This window comes from Paeniglutamicibacter sulfureus (assembly GCF_039535115.1).
Lineage (GTDB): Bacteria > Actinomycetota > Actinomycetes > Actinomycetales > Micrococcaceae > Paeniglutamicibacter > Paeniglutamicibacter sulfureus.
In genome coordinates, this window is sequence record NZ_BAAAWO010000001.1 from 2,768,753 (window position 1) to 2,787,910 (window position 19,158).

The 19,158-nt window shown below is 67.1% G+C and carries 20 protein-coding genes; 13 read left to right on the top strand and 7 right to left on the bottom strand.

Annotated features, from left to right (window positions below; genetic code table 11):
- Positions 1-55 precede the first annotated feature (55 nt).
- The 5 genes from pcaH to pcaC all read left to right on the top strand — a co-directional run bounded on the left by pcaH (position 56) and on the right by pcaC (position 4,281).
- Positions 56-889 carry a protocatechuate 3,4-dioxygenase subunit beta gene (pcaH, locus tag ABD687_RS12630; RefSeq protein ID WP_310290688.1) on the top strand — a complete coding sequence of 278 codons (834 nt, stop codon included), beginning with the start codon at positions 56-58 and terminating at the stop codon, positions 887-889.
- Between the two features lies 1 nt (position 890).
- Positions 891-1,484, top strand: a complete 594-nt coding sequence (gene pcaG / locus ABD687_RS12635; RefSeq protein ID WP_264268644.1) for a protocatechuate 3,4-dioxygenase subunit alpha — start codon at positions 891-893, stop codon at positions 1,482-1,484.
- Between the two features lie 171 nt (positions 1,485-1,655).
- A complete protein-coding gene (locus tag ABD687_RS12640) occupies positions 1,656-3,065 on the top strand; it encodes a lyase family protein (RefSeq protein ID WP_310290684.1) in 1,410 nt (469 codons plus the stop codon).
- Entirely contained in the window at positions 3,062-3,877 is an 816-nt protein-coding gene (locus ABD687_RS12645) for an alpha/beta fold hydrolase (RefSeq protein WP_302263841.1), read from the top strand. The genes ABD687_RS12640 and ABD687_RS12645 overlap by 4 nt, the downstream gene beginning before the upstream one ends.
- The gene (gene pcaC, locus ABD687_RS12650) at positions 3,874-4,281 is read left to right on the top strand and encodes a 4-carboxymuconolactone decarboxylase (protein ID WP_310290682.1); all 408 of its coding nucleotides are present in this window, start codon (positions 3,874-3,876) and stop codon (positions 4,279-4,281) included. The genes ABD687_RS12645 and pcaC overlap by 4 nt, the downstream gene beginning before the upstream one ends.
- An 84-nt stretch (positions 4,282-4,365) precedes the next feature.
- Here pcaC and ABD687_RS12655 read toward each other — a convergent pair whose 3' ends face one another.
- Positions 4,366-5,103 carry an aquaporin gene (locus ABD687_RS12655; RefSeq protein ID WP_310290680.1) on the bottom strand — a complete coding sequence of 246 codons (738 nt, stop codon included), beginning with the start codon at positions 5,101-5,103 and terminating at the stop codon, positions 4,366-4,368.
- 46 nt (positions 5,104-5,149) lie between these two features.
- On the opposite strand from ABD687_RS12655, the gene ABD687_RS12660 reads away from it, so the two are divergent.
- From ABD687_RS12660 to ABD687_RS12675, 4 genes are all read left to right on the top strand, one after another.
- The gene (locus tag ABD687_RS12660) at positions 5,150-5,824 is read left to right on the top strand and encodes a metalloregulator ArsR/SmtB family transcription factor (RefSeq protein WP_310290678.1); all 675 of its coding nucleotides are present in this window, start codon (positions 5,150-5,152) and stop codon (positions 5,822-5,824) included.
- A 60-nt stretch (positions 5,825-5,884) separates the two neighbouring features.
- Positions 5,885-6,307 carry an arsenate reductase ArsC gene (locus tag ABD687_RS12665; RefSeq protein WP_310290676.1) on the top strand — a complete coding sequence of 141 codons (423 nt, stop codon included), beginning with the start codon at positions 5,885-5,887 and terminating at the stop codon, positions 6,305-6,307.
- Positions 6,308-6,553: 246 nt separating this feature from the next.
- Complete coding sequence (locus ABD687_RS12670; protein ID WP_310290673.1) at positions 6,554-7,432, top strand: SDR family oxidoreductase; 879 nt, start codon at positions 6,554-6,556, stop codon at positions 7,430-7,432.
- A gap of 193 nt (positions 7,433-7,625) precedes the next feature.
- Positions 7,626-8,585 carry a D-2-hydroxyacid dehydrogenase family protein gene (locus tag ABD687_RS12675; RefSeq protein WP_310290671.1) on the top strand — a complete coding sequence of 320 codons (960 nt, stop codon included), beginning with the start codon at positions 7,626-7,628 and terminating at the stop codon, positions 8,583-8,585.
- A 24-nt stretch (positions 8,586-8,609) separates the two neighbouring features.
- Here ABD687_RS12675 and ABD687_RS12680 read toward each other — a convergent pair whose 3' ends face one another.
- Positions 8,610-9,542: a LysR family transcriptional regulator gene (locus ABD687_RS12680; RefSeq protein WP_310290669.1), complete on the bottom strand. Its 933-nt coding sequence runs from the start codon at positions 9,540-9,542 to the stop codon at positions 8,610-8,612.
- Positions 9,543-9,697: 155 nt separating this feature from the next.
- Between ABD687_RS12680 and ABD687_RS12685 the strand changes: the two genes are divergently transcribed.
- Both ABD687_RS12685 and ABD687_RS12690 read left to right on the top strand, forming a co-directional pair.
- Positions 9,698-11,071: an MFS transporter gene (locus ABD687_RS12685; RefSeq protein ID WP_310290667.1), complete on the top strand. Its 1,374-nt coding sequence runs from the start codon at positions 9,698-9,700 to the stop codon at positions 11,069-11,071.
- 47 nt (positions 11,072-11,118) lie between these two features.
- Positions 11,119-11,919: a 3-hydroxybutyrate dehydrogenase gene (locus ABD687_RS12690; protein WP_310290664.1), complete on the top strand. Its 801-nt coding sequence runs from the start codon at positions 11,119-11,121 to the stop codon at positions 11,917-11,919.
- A 73-nt stretch (positions 11,920-11,992) separates the two neighbouring features.
- On the opposite strand, the gene ABD687_RS12695 is transcribed toward ABD687_RS12690, so the two are convergent.
- From ABD687_RS12695 to ABD687_RS12715, 5 genes are all read right to left on the bottom strand, one after another.
- A complete protein-coding gene (locus tag ABD687_RS12695) occupies positions 11,993-12,694 on the bottom strand; it encodes an NADPH-dependent F420 reductase (RefSeq protein WP_310290662.1) in 702 nt (233 codons plus the stop codon).
- 30 nt (positions 12,695-12,724) lie between these two features.
- Positions 12,725-13,366, bottom strand: a complete 642-nt coding sequence (locus tag ABD687_RS12700) for a GntR family transcriptional regulator (RefSeq protein ID WP_344760995.1) — start codon at positions 13,364-13,366, stop codon at positions 12,725-12,727.
- Positions 13,367-13,428: 62 nt separating this feature from the next.
- Positions 13,429-14,922, bottom strand: a complete 1,494-nt coding sequence (gene tcuA, locus ABD687_RS12705; protein WP_310290657.1) for an FAD-dependent tricarballylate dehydrogenase TcuA — start codon at positions 14,920-14,922, stop codon at positions 13,429-13,431.
- Positions 14,923-15,042: 120 nt separating this feature from the next.
- On the bottom strand, positions 15,043-15,777 hold the full coding sequence (locus ABD687_RS12710) for a response regulator (RefSeq protein ID WP_310290655.1): 735 nt from the start codon (positions 15,775-15,777) through the stop codon (positions 15,043-15,045).
- The gene (locus tag ABD687_RS12715; protein WP_344760996.1) at positions 15,774-17,327 is read right to left on the bottom strand and encodes a sensor histidine kinase; all 1,554 of its coding nucleotides are present in this window, start codon (positions 17,325-17,327) and stop codon (positions 15,774-15,776) included. The genes ABD687_RS12710 and ABD687_RS12715 overlap by 4 nt, the downstream gene beginning before the upstream one ends.
- 208 nt (positions 17,328-17,535) lie before the next feature.
- On the opposite strand from ABD687_RS12715, the gene ABD687_RS12720 reads away from it, so the two are divergent.
- The gene (locus ABD687_RS12720) at positions 17,536-18,519 is read left to right on the top strand and encodes a Bug family tripartite tricarboxylate transporter substrate binding protein (protein ID WP_264268627.1); all 984 of its coding nucleotides are present in this window, start codon (positions 17,536-17,538) and stop codon (positions 18,517-18,519) included.
- Complete coding sequence (locus tag ABD687_RS12725) at positions 18,516-19,157, top strand: tripartite tricarboxylate transporter TctB family protein (RefSeq protein WP_302263820.1); 642 nt, start codon at positions 18,516-18,518, stop codon at positions 19,155-19,157. The genes ABD687_RS12720 and ABD687_RS12725 overlap by 4 nt, the downstream gene beginning before the upstream one ends.
- Position 19,158: the final 1 nt, after the last annotated feature.

Genomic DNA, 19,158 nt, shown 5'->3' on the forward strand with positions numbered 1-19,158 from the left:
CGCCCCCGTTCACCCCCTTCACCACATCCGCACGCCCCACCGAAAGGAGCACGCAGTGAGCACCCAAACCACCGCGAACGAGACGTTCAACGATTCGCACGTCCTGGACCCCGCCGCCACGACCGTCTCGCAGGAATCCATCAGCAAGGAAATCACCGACATCCACGCGGCATACCGCCAGTCGGTCGTGGACGGGAAGAAAGCCGAGACGCAGCCGCGCATCGACTTCGCCCCCTACCGCTCCTCGCTGCTGCGCCACCCCACCAAGAACCTGCACCACGCGGACCCCGAGACCATCGAGCTGCACTCCCCCGCCTTCGGCGAGCGCGACGTGCACGCCCTGGAATCGGATCTGACCATCCAGCACAACGGCGAGCCCATCGGCGAGCGCATCGTGGTCACGGGCCGCGTGCTCGATGGAGACGGCCGCCCGGTCGCCGGCCAACTGGTGGAAATCTGGCAGGCCAACGCCGCCGGACGCTACATCCACAAGCGCGACCAGCACCCTGCCCCGATCGATCCGAACTTCACCGGCGTGGGGCGCGCCATCACCGGACCCAACGGCGAATACTCCTTCACCACCATCAAGCCGGCCCCATACCCGTGGAAGAACCACCACAACGCCTGGCGCCCGGCGCACATCCACTTCTCGCTCTTCGGCACCGACTTCACCCAGCGCATGATCACCCAGATGTACTTCCCGGGCGATCCGCTCTTCCCCCTCGACCCGATCTACCAGGCGATCACGGACAAGGATGCCCGCGACCGCCTGGTCGCCACCTACGACCACTCGATCACCTCCCACGAATGGGCCACGGGCTACAACTGGGACATCGTGCTCACCGGCAGCAACCGGACCTGGATGGAAGACGAAGAGGGAGATCACTAACATGGCACAGTCACCAAACACCCAGGCCCCCGCGCTCAAGCTCGCCGCCACGCCGGGCCAGACCATCGGCCCGTTCTACGGCTACGCGCTGCCCTTCGAGAAGGACAACGAGCTGGTCAACCAGGCCCACCCTGCTTCGGTGCGCTTGCACGGCGTGGTCACCGACGGTGCCGGCACCGTGATCCCCGATGCCCTGCTGGAAATCTGGCAGGCCGATGAGCACGGCAACATCGTCTCCAAGGACGGCTCGCTGGTGCGCGACGGCTACACCTTCACCGGCTGGGGCCGCACCGCCGTGGACAACGTCGGGCACTACACCTTCACCACGCTGAACCCCGGGGCCACCGAGGCCGGCAAGGCACCGTTCATCATGCTCACGGTGTTCGCCCGCGGCCTGCTCAACCGCCTGTTCACCCGCATCTACCTGCCGGAGGACACAGCGGCACTGGCCAGCGATCCGCTGCTCTCCTCGCTGGACGACGCACAGCGCAAGACGCTGATCGCCACCCGCGAGGAGGACGGTTCGCTGCGCTTCGACATTTCGCTCCAGGGCGAGGACGAAACGGTGTTCCTCTCCTACCCGCGCGAGAGCTAGCCAACGCCGCATCCCGCATGTGACCCCCGTGCGCCACGGAACTCGCCGATCCCCTCCCAAACCGGGATGATGGAAAAGGCGGGTTCCCGCGCTGCGGGGGTTTTGTGGGGTTCACGCCCCCACCGCCTGCAACACCCCCCGAACCACAGACCCACAGGAGAAGCACCGCCCATGTACCCGGCCGATTACGGATTGTTGACCCCGGCATGGGCGGCCACGCCCGTGGCGCAAACCGCCTCGGACGCCGCCTTCGCCCAGGGAATGCTCGATGTGGAGGCAACCTGGGTCAAGGTCCAGGCCGAAGCCGGGCTGTGCAGCTCCGCGGATGCGCAGGCCGTGGAGCAGATCGCCAAGGTCGAACTCTACGACCTGGCCGCACTCGCCTCCGCGGGCCCGGACGGCGCCAACGCGCTGATCCCGCTGCTGGGCATGATGCGCAAGCAACTCGCTGACACGGGGGCACCGGCCACCGCCGCGACCGCCCTGCACCGCGGGGCCACCAGCCAGGACATCATCGATTCCGCCCTGATGCTCGTTGCCTCCCGCTCCATCGCGGGGATCCGCACCGACCTGCTCACCGCAGCCGGCGCCCTGTCCGAGATCAGTGCGGCCCATGCCTCGACGCTGTGCGTGGCGCGCTCGCTCACCCAACATGCACTGCCCACGGTCTTCGGGCTGCGCGCCGCCAATTGGCTTTCATCCCTCACCGCCGCCGGGCGCCAACTGGACGCCGTCGCCGCCTCCCTGCCGCTGCAATGGGGCGGTGCCGTGGGCACCCTGGCCTCGCTGCACCAGCGCCTGGGTTCCGCGCTGCCGTACAAGTCCGAAAAGCGCCTGGCCGAACGCGCCCACGAGCTCACCGCCGCGCTTGCGGCCGAACTCGGCCTGGTCGCACCGATCGCACCGTGGCACACCGTGCGCCAGCCGGTGCTGGGGCTGGGCTCCGCGCTGGGCTCCGTCATCGCCGCCGCCGGCACCTTCGGCGCGGACGTACTCACCGCAACACGTCCGGAAATCGGCGAGCTGTCCGAACCCCGCGAGGCTGGCAAGGGTGGTTCCTCCGCCATGCCGCAAAAGCAGAACCCCGTGCATTCGGTGCTGCTGCGCAACGCCGCGCTCTCCGCCCCTGCCCACGTTGCCGCGCTCTACACCGCCGCCGGCACGGCGGTGGACGAACGCCCCGACGGCGGCTGGCACGCCGAATGGGCTTCACTGCGTGAACTGGTCCGCCTGGCCGGGGGCGCCGCGCACCATGCGGCAGTCCTGGCCACCGGGCTGGGCGTGCACCCCGAGGCCATGTCGCGGAACATGGCCCTGTCCGGGGACCTTTTGGTTTCCGAACGCATCGCCACCGTCGCAGCACCCCTGGTTGCGGGCGGCAAGGCCGCGGTGCAGGAACTGGTCCTTGATTCCCTGCGCACCGGCACCCCGTTGCGTACCCTGTTGCAGGGGGCGCTGCCCTCGGACATGGACAACCAGTTGTTCCTCGATGACCTGCTGGACCCGGCCGGCTACCTGGGTTCGGCCACCGATTTCATTACCCGTATCCGCGAAGACTTCACAGATTGGAAGGACTCATGAGCATTCCCGCCCTGACCCCGTCCCTGCTGCATTCGGCAGCCGACCTCCCCACCCTGGTGCTGGGCCCCTCGCTGGGCACCGGCTCGCTGGCCCTGTGGGGACCGGCCGTGCCGTTCCTCAAGGAACACTTCCAGCTGGTGGCCTGGGATCTGCCCGGCCACGGCGAGTCCGCGCCGTCCACCGAGGAATTCTCCATGGCCGAGCTGGCCGCCGGTGTCATCAAGATGATCGAGGCGTTGGAGACCGACAAAGCCATCACCGCGTCCGCCCCGCTGTTCTACGCCGGCGTTTCCGTGGGCGGGGCCATCGCCCTGCAGCTGGCCAACGACTTCCCCGGTGCCTTCGCCGGGCTCTCGGTCATCTGCTCCGCGGCCAAGATCGGCACCCCGGAGGGCTGGACGGAACGCGCCGAGCTCGTGGCCAAGGCCGGCACCCCGGTGGTTCTCTCCGGTTCGGCCGAGCGCTGGTTCGCCCCCGGCTTCATCGAGGCCAACCCGGTGGTGTCCACCGACCTTTTGCACAACCTGCAGGATGCGGACCGGTTCGCCTACGCGCACGTCTGCGGCGCCCTGGCCGGCTTCGACCTGCGCGAGGCGCTTCCCTCCATGCAGGACCCGATCCTGGCCATCGCCGGTGCCCACGATGTCGTCTGCCCGCCGGCCGACGCGCAGTTCATCGCCGAGCACGCACCCAACGCCCAGGCTGCCACCATCGACACCGTCGCGCACCTGGCCCCGGCCGAGGACCCGAAGGCGACCGCCGCACTGTTGGTCGAGTTCTTTGCTTCCGTCACACAGGAGACCAAGGCATGACCGATTCTTCCCGCCTGCCGGGCGACTCCTACGACGCCGGGCTCGAGGTCCGCATGCAGGTGCTCGGCACCGAGCACGTCGAGCGCGCCACGGCCAACTCGACCAACTTCACCGACGAGTTCCAGGAAATGATCACCCGCTACGCCTGGGGCACCATCTGGACCCGCGCCGGGCTTCCGCGCACCACACGCAGCGCCATCACGCTGACCGCGCTGATCGCCGGCGGCTACTGGGAAGAACTGGAAATGCACGTGCACGCCGCATTGCGCAACGGCATGACCCCGGACGAGATCAAGGAAGTCTTCCTGCAGTCGGCCATCTACTGTTCGGTGCCTGCGGCCAACACCGCTTTCAAGATCGGCAAGGCAGTCCTTGCCGAATATGAGGCGCAGGACGCCAAGTAGCAACTCTCGCCGCCGAAAAATCCGGGCCTCGTCCAATTCAGGGAATTGGACGAGGCCCGGATTTTTGCCCGAAAGGTGTTTGGGCTACCTGGAGCCCTCGGCGCTGTGGGGCAAGATGACGTCGTCCGCGGAGCGTCCCGCGAACGGAAACAGGACAAGGAGCAGGCCCAGGCCCACCGCCGCACCAATCAGCTGCGCCACGATGAAGCCGGGGGCCGATGCGGGGGCGATGCCGGCGAACGTGTCGCTGAAGATACGTCCCACGGTCACGGCCGGGTTCGCGAACGATGTCGAGGAGGTGAACCAGTACGCCGCCCCGATGTAGGCACCAACCGCCGGCGCGGCCAACACGCCCCTGTTGGTGGCGGCCAGTGCGAAGATCAGCAGGACGAGCCCGGCGGTGGCAACCACCTCAGCCAGCAAATGCCCCGGGGTGGCCCGGTCCTTGGTGGAAATTGAGGTGCCCACCTCGAACATGGCGTTCGCCAAGACGCTGCCGCCGATGCCGCCCACCGTCTGCGCCACCACGTAGGTTCCAAGCTCGGGCACGCTCAGCCCGGTGCCGCTGCGCCTGCCCAGGATCGAGTCGACCAGGGAAACCACGGGATTAAAGTGTGCGCCACTGACCGGTCCCAACACGAGGATCAACACCGTCAGGCCCAGCACGGTTGCGGTGCTGTTCTGGAGCAGCTGCAGGCCGATGTCGTTCGGGGAGAGCTGCTGGGCGGCAATCCCCGAACCAACGACGATGGCCACAAGCAAGCCGGTTCCAAGCACTTCGGCGATGGCGCGGCGCCACAATGGCGGCTGGTGTGAAGTCATGGAAATCAGCTTGACAGAATAATTTATCTCAGTCAAAGTTGAACCAATGAATATTGAGCTAACGGATTCCCTGAGGGAGCGTGCCGCAAGGCATGCCGCCCTCGCGGATCCTGCGCGACTGCGCATCGTGGACATGCTGACCCTGGGCGACCTTTCCCCCAAGGAGCTGCAGGCCGAGCTCGGAATGCCCTCGAACCTGCTTTCCCACCACCTGCGCGCGTTGGAAGGGGCCGGCCTCATCATGCGCCAACGCTCCGAGGCGGACAAGCGCCGTAGCTATTTCCGGCTGACCACCGGCGCACTGGACGGGCTGGTCCCGGGCACCGAGCATGGTGCCCACCGCATCCTGTTTGTCTGCACGCGCAACAGCGCCCGTTCGCAACTTGCGACCGCGCTTTGGCGGCAAGTCAGCGAAATCCCCGCGACTTCGGCCGGGACGCATCCGGCGGACCGCATTGCCCAAGGCGCCACCGAGGTTGCCCTTCGCCATGGCCTGGAGCTTACGGGCCTCGCGCCCCGAAGCTTGGAGCAGGTGGCCCGCGATGGGGACTTCATCGTGACGGTATGCGACAACGCCCACGAGGAACTGACCGAGCTGGACGGCATCCATTGGTCCGTGCCCGATCCCCTGCGCCTGGACACCGGCGCAGCCTTCGAAGACGCCTACCTCGATATCGCCCGCCGCGTCCAAGGCCTCGCGCCCCGGCTGCACGCCGCCTAGCCGCGAATCCCCGAACCCAATCCAAACAGACACCAGCCCCGCCCACCACAGGAGACACCCGTGAGCACTGAAACCACCAAGAAGCCATCCGTCCTCTTCGTCTGCGTGCACAACGCGGGCCGCTCCCAGATGGCCGCCGCGTTCCTCACCACGCTTTCCCGGGGCGCCATCGAGGTCCGTTCGGCGGGGTCGCAACCCGCTAACTCCATCAACCCGGCCGCCGTCGAGGCCATGGCCGAACTTGGCATCGACATGTCTGCCGAGATCCCCAAGGTCCTCACGACCGAAGCCGTCAAGGAATCCGACGTCGTCATCACCATGGGTTGCGGCGACGAGTGCCCGTATTTCCCCGGCAAGCGCTACGAAGACTGGGTCCTCGAGGACCCCGCCGGCCAGGGCGTCGTCGCAGTCCGCCCGATCCGCGACGAAATCAAGACCCGCATCGAGGGCCTCATCGAGTCCCTCGCACCAGCTGCCGCCTAATACACCCCGGATCGAAGAGACCACGCCGTGAGCGGACCAGGCAAAACACCGATAGTGCTGTTCGCCTGTAGCAAGCGCGGACTCAAATCCCGGCTCGCCGCGGCACTCAACATCCAATGGTTGGAGGCGCCGGGTTGCCGAGGTGAAAACACCTTGCATTAAAGTGCGTTCCGACTTTCGGGAAGTAATGTTCCGGATCCGCGGTTGTGATGGGGGACAGTCATTATTCCTTGAAGGGACTCCCCCATGACCATTCTCGTCACCGGCGCTACCGGCAAGCTCGGCCGCCTCGTTGTTGAAGCGCTCCTGGAGCGAAGCGTTCCCGCGGAACAGATTGTGGCAGGGGGCAGGAACCTTTCGAGGCTCGCCGACCTCGCCCAACTCGGGGTCCAGGTCCGCGCCATGGACTACTCCGACCCCGCATCGCTGCGCGAGGCATTCACCGGTGTCGAGAAATTGCTGCTGGTATCCGGCAGTGAGCCGGGCCCGCGCGTGGCCCAGCACCTCGATGTCATCGAGACCGCCAAGGAGGCAGGTGTCCAGCTGCTGGCCTACACCAGCATCCCCAACGCCGACACCACCACCATGGCCCTGGCCGAGGACCACCAGGCAACCGAGCGGGCACTGCGCGACTCCGGGATCCCCTACGTCCTGTTGCGCAACGGCTGGTACCTGGAAAACTACACCGACCAGCTGGAAGGATACCTGCAGCATGGCTCGGTCTTCGGCAGCGCGGGCGAAGGCCGGCTCAACGGCGCCAGCCGGGCCGATCTGGCACAGGCCGCCGCGGCGGTGCTTCTCGCGGACGACCAGGCGGGCATGGTCTACGAGCTGGGCGGCGAAGAATCCTTCACCCTTGAGGATCTGGCCCGCGAGGTCAGCACCGCCACGGGCCAGACAGTGACCTACCAGGACCTGCCGGAGGAGGATTTCTCGCGCTTGCTCGTGGGCGCCGGGGTGCCCGAGTCCTTCGCGAGGATCCTCGCCGACAGCGACAGCGGCATCGCCCGCGGCGAGCTGCTCGTCGAGGGCAACGCCCTGAGCTCCCTGATCGGCAGGCCCGCCACGACGTTGGCCCAGGCTGTTCGCTCCGCCGCCGGCGAATTGGCCACCCAACAGGCCTAACCGCCGGGGGGCAGTGGTCCGAGGCGAGCGGCCGGCAGAGGTATCCGCCACGGAACGCCCTGCCGCCCGTTCATGGACTTGTCCGTCTTTCGGTTCGTTCGGCGGCGCGACCGGGCGGCATCTTCCGAGTTCGCGTCGGTGCACCGCGGTCGTGTCTGCACCGTCCCCGCCCCGGGGCTTCTAGACTGGGGCCATGCGCATAGCCGTCCTCGATGACTACCAAGACGTTGCCTCTTCCCTCGCCGACTGGGATTCTCTTCCCGGCGAGGTCGTTTTCTTCACCGCGTTCCTGGGGCACGACGATTCCGCGGTCGCCGCCGCGCTGCGGGACTTCGACGTCATCGTGGCCATGCGCGAACGCACCCCCTTCACCGCGGAGCGGCTGCGCCGGCTGCCGTCGTTGCGGCTGCTGGTCACCACGGGCATGCGCAATGCGTCGATCGACCTGGACGCGGCGAGCGACTTGGGCATCACCGTGTGCGGCACCGCCGGCAGCCCCGCGGCCGCTACCGAACACACCTGGGCGCTGATCATGGCGGCGGCCCGCCGCCTGGATGTCGAGTTGTTCTCCGCCGCACGCCCGGCGGCACCCGACCAACCGTGGCAGCAGACCCTGGGCACCGAGCTGTCGGGAAAGACCCTCGGGGTCTACGGCCTGGGCAAGCTGGGAAGCCAGGTCGCCCGCATCGGCCAGGCTTTCGGAATGCGGGTCATCGCGCACAGCCAAAACCTCACCGCCGAACGCGCCGCGGAGGTCGGGGTCGAGCTGGTCGGCGAGGATGAGCTCTTTGCGCGCAGCGACGTGCTCACCATCCACCTCAAGCTCTCCGAGCGTTCCACCGGCGTGGTGGGAGCGCGGCAGCTGGCGCTGATGAAGCACGGCTCGATCCTGGTCAACACCTCGCGCAGCGCCATCATCGACGAGGATGCCCTGGTGGCTGCATTGGAATTCGGCGCCCCGGCGCTGGCCGCCATCGACGTATTCGACATCGAGCCCCTGCCCGCCAACCACCGCCTGGCCCATACCCCCGGGGTGATCGCCACCCCGCATCTGGGCTACGTGACCGAGGACCAGTTCAGGATCTTTTACACCGGCGCGGTCAAGGACATTGCCGCGTGGGCGGCGGGGACGCCGGTCAACCTGCTGGGCTGAGCCCGGGCGGTGCCCCGGGAATCCTCAGGACTCCAGCACCTCGGCGCCCAGCAGGGCCTCCTGGACGGCGGCCGTGCGGTTCCGCAGCGCCTGCGCCACCGCGGCGACCGCGGGCTGGCGCAGCGAGTCCGGGCGCAGCACCATCCAGTACGGCAGCCGTTCGGCGAAGTCCCCGGGCAACAGCCGCACCAGATCCGGGTGGCGGTCGGCCATGTAGCAGGGCAGGAAGCCGATCCCGGCCCCGGCACGCGTGGCCTCGACGTGGACGAAGACGTTGGTGGAGCTGAGCGCATCCGACATCCCGGGAACCAGCCGGCGCGGGGCATCCAGGTCATCGACCTGCAGCATCGAGTCGACGAAGTACACCAGCCCGTGTGCGCCCAGTTCGGCGACACCGGCGGGCGTGCCGAATTCATCCAGGTAGCGGCGCGAGGCGTACATCCCCAGCGTGTAGTCGCCGAGCCGGATCGCCTCCGCCCGGTGCACCTGCGGCTCGCCGACCACCACCTCCAGGTCCAGCCCGGAGCGGTGCTGCAGCGCCCGGCGGGTGACGTTGACGATCTCCACGCTGAGCTTTGGGTGCTTTCGGCGCAGCTGGGCCACCGCCGGGGCAATGATGAACGCACTGAAACCATCCGTGGCGGAAATGCGCACCACGCCGGCGATCTTGTCCGCGTCTTCATCGCCCGCCACGATGGTGGCCACCGCGGTTTCCACGTCCTCCGCCGCCCGCACTGCCCTTCGGCCCAGGTCCGTCAGATCCCACCCGCCCACGGTGCGCGCCAGCGTTCGGCCCCCAAGGGCCTTTTCCAGGGCGGCGATCCGGCGCGAGACGGTGGTGTGGTTCAGGCCCAGGCTTTCGGCCGCGGTCGTGAAGCGCCCGGTGCGCGCCACTGACAGCAGGATCAGCAGGTCATCGGGGTTGGCGGCGGTGCCGCCGGGTGACGGGGATTTCATATCTGCAATTCTGCACCCAATCTCTGCCTAAGTGGTCATTGTTGCAGAGTCGGGTTCGTGTCCATACTGGGTGCAGTCTTCCTGTGCGATGGGTCACAGGACCACCCGCAACGCCGAGGTCGACGCAGACACCGGCAGAACAAAGGAGTGCGCCGATGAGCGTCAACCAGCCGACGGATGCAGGCACGAAAGAGGACTCGGGGCTGAGAAAGATCGTCGCCGCCTCGATGGTGGGCACGGTGGTGGAGTGGTACGAGTTCTTCCTCTACGCCACCGCGGCCTCCCTGGTCTTCGGCAAGTTCTTCTTCCCCAACGCCGACAGCGAGCTGGACGGCATCATCGCGGCATTCCTGACCTACGCGGTGGGGTTCATCGCCCGGCCGCTGGGCGGCATCGTGTTCGGCCAGATCGGCGACAAGCTCGGGCGCAAGCACACACTGCAGGTCACCATCATCATGGTCGGCGTCGCCACCTTCCTCATGGGCTGCCTGCCCGGCTTCAACTCCATCGGCTACTGGGCGCCGGCGCTGCTGGTGATCCTGCGCTTCGTCCAGGGCTTCGCCGTGGGCGGCGAATGGGGCGGTGCCGTCCTGCTGGTGGCCGAGCACAGCCCGAACAAGTCGCGTGCGTTCTGGTCCAGCTGGCCGCAGGCCGCCGTTCCGGTGGGCAACCTGCTGGCCACCCTGGTGCTGCTGGGCATGAGCTGGATCCTTCCGTCCGACCAGTTCCTTTCCTGGGGCTGGCGCGTGGCCTTCTGGCTGTCCGCGGTCATCGTCGTCATCGGCTACTACATCCGCACCCACGTGTCCGAGGCGCCGATCTTCCTTGAGGCCCGCGCCCAGGTGGAAGCCGACAAGGCAGTCAGCTACGGCGTGCTTGAAGTTGTGAAGAAGTACCCCAAGGGCATCTTCGGGGCCATGGGCCTGCGCTTTGCCGAGAACATCCTCTACTACATCATCGTGTCCTTCACCATCGTGTACCTGAAGACCGTGCATGCCTATGACACGAGCCAGCTGCTGCTGGCCCTGCTGGTCGCCCACGTCATCCACTTCCTGGTCATCCCGCAGGTCGGACGGCTCTCCGATGCCTTCGGGCGCAAGCCGGTCTACCTGGCCGGAGCGGTGCTCGGAGCCACCTGGGCGTTCTTCGCCTTCCCGATGTTCGACACCCGCAACCCGGTCGTCATCATCCTGGCCGTCACCATCGGACTGTGCTTCCACGCGCTGATGTACGCCGGGCAGCCGGCCATCATGGCCGAGATGTTCCCGACCCGCATGCGCTACTCCGGGGTTTCCCTGGGCTACCAGGTCACCTCGATCGTGGCCGGCTCGATGGCGCCGATCATCGCGACCGCCTTGCTCAAGGACTTCGGTTCCTGGCTGCCGGTGGCCATCTACGTCGCCGCTGCCTGCGCCGTCACCGCCGTCGCGGTGGTGACCCTGAAGGAAACCCGTGGCGCTTCCCTGCACGACATCGACGACGCCGATGCCCGCAAGCACGGGCTGAACACCGCCCGGGTCAACGGCTAAGCGCCCCCGCGCCCCGCACCCACCACGTTCTACCCAAGGGAAAACACATGACGAACCAGGAAACCGAACGGGCGACCACGTCCGCCCTGCAGCCGCTCTCGGGAAGGCGGGCGCTGGTCACCGGCGGCGCCAGCGGGATCGGCCTAGCCGCGGCGCGCACGCTGGCCGCCCGCGGCGCCCACGTCGTCGTCGCTGACAAGGACGCGGCGGGAGCCGGGACGGTGGCCGCGGAAGTCGGCGGCACCGCCTGGGCGGTGGACCTGCTCGACCCGGCCGCCGTCGCCGACGACCGACTGGAAGAAGCCCTGGACGGGGTGGACATCCTGGTCAACAATGCCGGGATCCAGCACGTCAGCCCGATCCAGGACTTTGCCCCGGAGGACTTCCGCCGGATCATGACCCTCATGGTGGAGGTCCCGTTCCTGTTGATCCGCGCGGCACTGCCCAAGATGTACGCGCAGGGATTCGGACGGATCATCAACGTCTCCTCCGTGCACGGGTTGCGCGCCTCCCCGTTCAAGTCCGCCTACGTGACGGCCAAGCACGGGCTCGAGGGCCTGTCCAAGGTCACCGCGCTGGAGGGCGGGGAGTTCGGGGTGACCAGCAATTGCGTCAACCCCGGCTACGTGCGGACCCCGCTGGTGGAGAAGCAGCTGGCGGACCAGGCCCGCGTCCATTCCATCCCCGAGTCCGAGGTGCTGGCCAAGATCATGCTGACCGAGAGCGCCATCAAGCGCCTGGTCGAACCGGAGGAAGTGGCATCGCTGGTGGCCTGGCTGGCCGGTGACGAGGCCTCGATGGTCACCGGCGCCAGCTACACCATGGACGGCGGCTGGTCGGCCCGTTAGCTTTCACCGTCTCCCGGTGGTCGTGCGCCGTGTGCTGCCGGGAACGGCGCACGGGTCGGCTTGCCGCAGCGTTCTAGACGGTCCGTGGGGCACGCGCCAGGTTTGTCTCCAGCTCTGCCGCATTCTGCCGCACCACGTAGGCGGGGCGGTCGCGCTCCACCCGCCAGCTCTCGGAGAGCGGGCCGATGTCCACGGTGTCAAAGCCGAACTCATCGTAGAGCTCGGCCACGAGTGCCGAGGCGTCTGCATGGTCGCTGGCTGTGGCCAGCGCCCTTCGGTTTTCGGTCCCTTCCGGGGTTCCGGTCGTGGTGATTTCTGCTGCGAGAATATGGTTGAAACCCTTGGCCACCCGCGAGTCCCGCAGGTGCTCCTGGACCATGCCCGAGGTCGTGGCCTCCCCGCGATCCAGGGCCTCGATGTGGCCGTCGCGTTCCCAGTAGTAGTTGTTGGTGTCGATCACTACCTTGCCGGCCAGCGATTCCGCCGAAATCCGGTCCAAGTTTCTCAGCGGAATGGTGAGCACGGCAAAGTCCGCCGCGGTCCCCGCTTCCGAGGCCGTCGCGGCACGCGCCCGGGGCCCCAGTTCGACCACCAGGTCCGCGAGGGTTTCGGGCCCGCGCGAGTTGCCGATGACCACGTCGTAACCCAGTTGCACGGCCTTGCGTGCGATCTGGGAGCCAATGTTTCCTGCACCGATGATGCCGATGGTTGTCATGTGGATCACAACAACGTCACGGCCCTCGGCATTCCATGCGGACCGGCGGGGCCCGGTCAAGCCCGTGTCGGGCGGGGCGGTGCCGGCGTTTCAGCCGTTGGGCAGGCCTATCTGCCCAAAGAGCGAGAGCCGGATCCTGCGCGCCTCGCCCATGTGCCGGCGCATGGCCTCCTGCGCCTCGGCGCCATCGCGGTTCCGGATGAGCCGCACCATCTCGGCATGCTCGTCCAGGGAATCCGCCCACCTGGCGCCGACCGACAGGGTCGAGGAGGGCGCGTGGATCTGGTGGGTCGACAGGCGGTCCAGCAGGTCCTTCAGGATCGGGTTGTGCGCCGCCGTCCAGAGTGCGGAGTGGAACTCGATGTTGGTGCGCAGACGCGTCTGGTCATCCGGATCCGGCAATGCCCTGTCCCGATCAACCAGGCCCTCGAGGCGGATCAAGTCCATCTCGGTGCGCGTGGCGGCCGCTTCCAGGGCGGCCTGCCCCTCCAGCAAGATCCTCAGGTCGTAGACCTGCATGAGCTGCTCGGGGTCGATGTTGCGCACCTGGAGCCCGCGGACCCCGCGTTCGAGCAACCCCTCCTGTGCCAGCCGGCCCAGCGCCTCGCGCACCGGGGTGCGCGAGACGCCGAAGCGGTCTGCCAGGGCCACTTCCTTGAACGCGGTGCCCGGAGCGTGGGAGCCGTGCAAAATTTCGGCACGCAGTTCGGCATGGATCGTCTCCGAATCCACCTTTGCCGCCATCTCAACCCACCTCCGCCCCGCGTAAAAGGGGCTCCGTCGTAATTTCTTGCCTAGGCCAGCGTACCGGCACGGCGCCCGAACACGACGCCGGCCGCAAGCCCTGAACCGCCCGGGTAGTTGGCGGAGAAGAGCCCGCCGAGCATTTCGCCGCAGACATACAGTCCGTCGATGTGCTCGCCGTCCTCGGTCAGCACGCGGCCGTGGGTGTCGGACTTCAGGCCACCGAAGGTGAAGGTGATGCCACAGGTGACCGGGTAGGCATAGAACGGGCCGGTCTCCAGGGGCATGGCCCAGTTGCTCTTCGGCGGGGTCACCTTGGCCGCGCGGCCATCGAGCACGTTCGGGTCGTAGGCGATCGAGGTGTCGATGGAGTCGTTGAACTCGCTGACGGTCTTGGACAGGGCGGCGGCGTCGACGCCCAGCTTGTCGGCCAGTTCCTCAATGGTGTCGGCGATGACCTCGGAGATGCCGGGCATCTCGTATTCCTCGGCCCGCAGCATTGGGCGCAGCGAGGCATCGAAGACTTGGTAGGCAACGGAATCCGGCTGCTGCAGGATGACCCTGCCGTACTTGGCGTAGGTGAGGTTGCGGAAGTCGGCGCCCTCGTCCAGGAAGCGCTCGCCGCGGTTGTTCACGATGATGCCCAGCGGGTAGCTCTGGCGGGTCAGCCGGTTGGTCAGCTCGCGGTTGGATTCGTTGATGGCGGGGTCTGCATCCCACTGCACGGAGTGGCAGGTTCCCCAGTCCCCGCCCTTGGCCGCGCCGGCGGCCAGGCCGGCGGTGATCATCTCGCCGTGGTTGAAGGCGGTGCCGCGGATCCTGGCGTTCTCCCAGCCTTCGCCCAGGTGCTTGCGTCGCAGTTCAGGGTTCGATTCGAAGCCGCCGGCACCCAGGACCACCGATTCGGCGCGCAGCTCCTGCACGCTGCCGTCCTCGGCGCGGACCTTGACGCCCTTGACGGCGCCGTCCTCGATGATCAGGTCGAAGACGTCCTGCCCGTAGCGGACCTCGGTGCCGAGCTTGGCCGCGACGGCGACGTGGTCGTGCATCAGGCCCTCTCCGCCGCCGACGTTTCCGACATGCAGACCGCCCCAGAAGAGGTAGCTGCCGTCCTCGCGCTCGTAGGCCTGGCGCTCGTACATCAGGCGGTACTTCAACCCCAGGCCCTGGAGCCAGCGCAGGCCCGGTGCGGACTCGGTGACCAGCACCTCGGTCAATTCCGGGTCGTTGCGTCCCTCGGTGACCTTCTTGAGGTCGGCAGCGTAGTCGGCGGCGGAGTACGGCGGGACAACGCTCACGGCGTGGCGCTCGTCGGCCTCGATGAAGTCGCTCAGGTCCTCGAGCCCGTCGTGGGCGATGCGGGTGGCGCCCGCGGTGTAGTAGCTGTTGCCGCCGAACTGGTTCTGTGGCGCCTTCTCCAGCAGCAGGACCTTGCGCCCGCGCTCCCTCGCGGCGTGCGCCGCGGTGAAGGCCGCGTTGCCGCCGCCCACGACGATGACGTCTGCCGCGAGTTCGTTGCCTGCTTCGTTTTCCATGCTGCCCATGATCGAGCCTCCCTGTCTTCGGCCCCCGTCCGGAACCTTCTGGATACGAGTGTATACACAAATATACAAAGAGCGCCAGAGGGTGTCGTTCCTTGGTCGGTGAAGCGGGGCTTGGCGCGGCTACCGGCCGGTCCAGCGGTAGCGGTGTTCCGGGCGGCCGGGCGCGCCGTACTTGGGCCGCAATTCCGCCAGCCCGCGCCCGGCCATCATTTCCAGGTACCGCCGCGCACTCACCCGGGAAATTCCGCAGGTCTCGGAGATCTCGGCGGCGGACATGTCGCCGGTCCCGCCCGCGCCAGCCGCAGCGCGCAGCGCCTGGCCCACCAGCTCGACGGTTGGCCGGGAAAATCCCTTGGGCAGCGGCGCGTCATGTGCCGCAGCAGCCGGCACGGCCTGTCCGTCGCCGCGCCGCTCCGGCACCCCGGCCCGCAGCATCGAATCGATGTCCTCCTGGGCCAGGGACGGTTCGGCCTGCGCCGCCTCCACTGACCGCGAAGCCCTGAAAGCCTCGAGCCGGCGGTTGAAATCGGTCACGGTGAAGGGCTTGACCAGGTAGTCGTCGATGCCGCGGCCAACGGCGAAGCGCACGGTGTCGCGCTCGCTGGCAGCGGTGATCATGATGACGCCGGTGTCGTGCCCGCTGCCGCGCAGATCCTCCAGCACCTGGAGGCCGTCCATGTCCGGCAGGTTCACATCCAGCAATACCAGGTCGACGTGCTCCGCCTCGAGAAACGCCAGGACAGGCCCGCCGCGCTCCAGCACGCCGGCCACCTCGAACCCTTCGAGCGCTGCCACGTAGCGGGAATGAAGGCGTGCGATATCCGGATCGTCGTCGACAACCAAGGTCCTGATCATGCCGGTTCCTCCGTTTGGCTTCCCGGCGCCGTCCCCGGCGCCACCCCATTCCACTCGACCGCGAACAAGGCCCCTCCCAGTTCCCCCGTATCCACCGACACCGAACCGGCACGGCGCCGGATCACCCGGTCCACCAGGGCCAGTCCGATGCCGCGCCCGGTGTCGGCCTTGCTGCTCACCCCGCGGCGAAAGATCTGATCCACCTCGCCCGGGTCAATGCCCGGTCCGCTGTCCTCCACCCATATGCCCAGGCGCCCGGGCCCGGCCTTCACCAGCAGCCGCACCGCTCCCCCGTCACCGGCGGCCTCGATCGCGTTGCCCAGCAAGTTCCCGACCACCGTCAGGACGTCCTCGTCCGCACGCCAGCCCGGTTCGATGCGGGATTCCGGATCCACCAGCAGCCTCACCCCGGCTTCGCGCGCACCTGCCGCATTGGCGCCGACGAGCCCGGAGAGCGCCGGATCTTTCAGGATCCCGGCGTCTGCCCCGAGGGCGGCGCCGCTGATCCGCTGCAGGTACTCGGCGGCCTCCCCCGGCTCGCCAAAGGACAGGTAGCCCGAGAGCACATGCAGCCGGTTCGCGAACTCGTGGGCCTGCGAGCTCAAGGCGTCGGCGAGGCTTCTTTGCCCCTGCAATTCGCGCAGCGTTTCCTCCAGCTCCGTGCGGTCCTGCAGCGTCAGCGTCCGGCCCAGCGACTTGCCGTTGGCCAGTGCCTCGCGCCGGGTTGCCACCAGGATGCGCTCCCCCGACAGGACGTATTGCGTTTCCTCGGCCCACGGGTCTTCACTGCCGAGCTGGGCGCTGACCGTGGGATCGAGTACCTCGGAGGCCAGCTTCCCCACGACCTCCCCCGTCAACCCGAGCAGGCGCCGCGCCTCGTCGTTGACCAAGGTCAGCCGCCCCGCGGAATCCACGCCGACGACGCCGTCATGCACGCTGAACAGCAACGCCTGCTGGGACTGCAGCAGGCCCGCCACGGCTTCGGGCTCAACTCCGTAGATCCGCCTGCGGACCACCCGCGCGACCACCGCCGAGGCAACGGTTCCCGCGGCCGCCGCGCCCAGGATCCAGGGAGCCACCTCCGCCACGATTTCCAGCAATTCCCCGCGAATCTCGCTCTGCAAGATGCCCACCGACACGGTTCCGACAATTTTCCCGTTGAAACGCACCGGCTCCTTCGCCCGAAGCGTCACGCCCTGCGGCCCCATCTCCGTGCCCCTGAAGGACTGCCCCTCCCGGACCGCGTCATGGTCGGAGGATACCGGCTCCCCGATGAGTTCCGGTTCCGGGTGCGCCACCCGGATGCCCGCCAGATCCGCCACCGTCACATACTGGACACCGGAAACCGAAGTCGCGAGCTCGGCAATTGGCGCGATCACCTCGGTGGCCCTGGGTCCATCCAGGCTTTCCCGCACTGACCCGTTGGCGGCCATCTGGAGAGCCACGGTGTGAACACGCTCAAAGGCGACTTCTTGGGTCCGGTGGTCCTCGAAGACCAGGATCACCACGGACACTGCGCTCATCAACCCCAGCACGATTCCCAGCTGCATGGCCAAGAGCTGTGCCCGGCGGCGGTGTCTAGACAGGGATCGCACTGTGCTTCGGGCCTCTTTCACTTTTCGTTGACTTTGTTTTCTTTACTGTTCTTATGAACTAAAGCACATTTTCGCTGTGCTTCAGATCACTTCTCTGGCACCTTTGTGGTCGAGGGACCCGCCAATGACACCCGGTCCACCACCCATGAGATTACGGATGAAAATGAGCAAGAGCATAATCAAGAAGACGCTGTACGGCACCGTCGTCGCTGTCGTGGCGGGCCTGGCACTGGTCAATGCGGCCGCAAGCGGAGGCGAGGCGACCGCGCGTTCGAAACTCGTCCTCATGGCCCCGGCGGCTCCCGGCGGTGGCTGGGACGGGTTCGCCCGCGAGTCACAGCAGGCCCTGAAGTCAGGTGGCGTGGTGAACAACGCGCAGGTCGTCAATGTGCCAGGTGCCGGCGGAACCATCGGCTTGAGCCAGTTCGTCCAGATGCACGGTCGCCACGACATGTTGATGGTCACCGGCGGCGTCATGGTCGGCGCCATCGAGCTCTCCGACTCCGAGTCCACCTTCGACGACATCGTGCCCATTGCCCGGCTTGCAGATGACTTCGCCGTGTTGGTGGTGCCGGCCAAGTCGGAGTTCAAGACGCTGGATGACTTCGTCAAGCGCTGGAAGGAGAATCCCGGCGGGACCTCGATCTCCGGCGGTTCGCTGGGTTCCATCGACCACCTGCTGACCGGCTTGGTGGCACAGAAGGTCGGCATCGATCCGATCGAGACCAACTACATCGCCTACTCCGGCGGCGGCGAGGCGCTGACCTCGATGCTTTCCGGAACGACCGTCGGCGGAATGTCGGGTTACAACGAGGTAGCCGATCAAATCGAATCCGGCAGCCTGCGCGCCTTGGCAATTTCCTCGGAAGAGCGTCTCCCCGGAGTCGATATCCCCACCTTCAAGGAACAGGGCGTCGACGCCTCGATGGCCAACTGGCGCGGCGTCGCCGCTGCCCCCGGCATCACCGAGGAGCAAAAGCAGGAATTCGTGGACATCGTTTCCGAATACCGCCAGACCGAGCACTGGCAGGGAGCTCTGGAACGCAACAGCTGGACGGACAGCTTCATGACGGGCGATGAATTCGAGGAGTTCATCGACTCGGAGGTCGCAGTGACCAAGGACATCGTGGAAGGACTGGGACTGTGAAATCGATCGACGAATCCTCCGCAACCGTGCGGACGGCAGATGACTACCCGATACGCATCACCGGCTTCTGGTCGGGACGCAGCGAGCTGATCGTCCCGGCATTGGTATTCATCCTCGCCGGCTTCCTCTCCTACGGGACCGCGACCATGCAGGTGATGGGCACCAGCGTTCCGGGCCCGCAGTTCTTCCCCACCATCGTCTGTGTGCTGCTGTTCTCGGTGGCCGCCATCCACACGGTGCAGATCCTGCGCACTCGGCGTTTCCCGCACGAGGACAGCGAAGGGCAGAACCCCGACTTTTCCACGGACATGCTCGGCGATCTGGCCGACACCGAGCGCACATCCATCTACGGCCCAAGCACGCTGCCTTCGGCCACAGGCAAACGCAAGGCCTACTCGGATTGGAAGACGCTCGGAATGGTTATCGGAGCAGTGGCTGCGTTCATTCTGGCGCTGCCCGTCCTGGGCTGGATACTGAGTGCTGCTGGCCTGTTCTGGGTCGTGTGCCGCGCTTTGGGAAGCCGACGTCCATTGTTCGACCTCAGCGTCTCCATCCTTTTTTCCGCGGTCATCCAGCTGGCCTTCAATGCCGGACTCGGCCTCAACCTGCCCTCCGGCTTCCTGGAAGGACTGATCTAAC

Excerpts from the sequence above, each read along its gene's own strand:
- pcaG (WP_264268644.1), top strand. The coding sequence starts at position 891 with ATGGCACAGTCACCAAACACCCAGGCCCCCGCGCTCAAGCTCGCCGCC.
- ABD687_RS12640 (WP_310290684.1), top strand. The coding sequence starts at position 1,656 with ATGTACCCGGCCGATTACGGATTGTTGACCCCGGCATGGGCGGCCACG.
- ABD687_RS12645 (WP_302263841.1), top strand. The coding sequence starts at position 3,062 with ATGAGCATTCCCGCCCTGACCCCGTCCCTGCTGCATTCGGCAGCCGAC.
- pcaC (WP_310290682.1), top strand. The coding sequence starts at position 3,874 with ATGACCGATTCTTCCCGCCTGCCGGGCGACTCCTACGACGCCGGGCTC.
- ABD687_RS12655 (WP_310290680.1), bottom strand. The coding sequence starts at position 5,103 with ATGACTTCACACCAGCCGCCATTGTGGCGCCGCGCCATCGCCGAAGTG.
- ABD687_RS12660 (WP_310290678.1), top strand. The coding sequence starts at position 5,150 with ATGAATATTGAGCTAACGGATTCCCTGAGGGAGCGTGCCGCAAGGCAT.
- ABD687_RS12670 (WP_310290673.1), top strand. The coding sequence starts at position 6,554 with ATGACCATTCTCGTCACCGGCGCTACCGGCAAGCTCGGCCGCCTCGTT.
- ABD687_RS12675 (WP_310290671.1), top strand. The coding sequence starts at position 7,626 with ATGCGCATAGCCGTCCTCGATGACTACCAAGACGTTGCCTCTTCCCTC.
- ABD687_RS12680 (WP_310290669.1), bottom strand. The coding sequence starts at position 9,542 with ATGAAATCCCCGTCACCCGGCGGCACCGCCGCCAACCCCGATGACCTG.
- ABD687_RS12685 (WP_310290667.1), top strand. The coding sequence starts at position 9,698 with ATGAGCGTCAACCAGCCGACGGATGCAGGCACGAAAGAGGACTCGGGG.
- ABD687_RS12690 (WP_310290664.1), top strand. The coding sequence starts at position 11,119 with ATGACGAACCAGGAAACCGAACGGGCGACCACGTCCGCCCTGCAGCCG.
- tcuA (WP_310290657.1), bottom strand. The coding sequence starts at position 14,922 with ATGGGCAGCATGGAAAACGAAGCAGGCAACGAACTCGCGGCAGACGTC.
- ABD687_RS12710 (WP_310290655.1), bottom strand. The coding sequence starts at position 15,777 with ATGATCAGGACCTTGGTTGTCGACGACGATCCGGATATCGCACGCCTT.
- ABD687_RS12715 (WP_344760996.1), bottom strand. The coding sequence starts at position 17,327 with ATGCAGCTGGGAATCGTGCTGGGGTTGATGAGCGCAGTGTCCGTGGTG.
- ABD687_RS12720 (WP_264268627.1), top strand. The coding sequence starts at position 17,536 with ATGAGCAAGAGCATAATCAAGAAGACGCTGTACGGCACCGTCGTCGCT.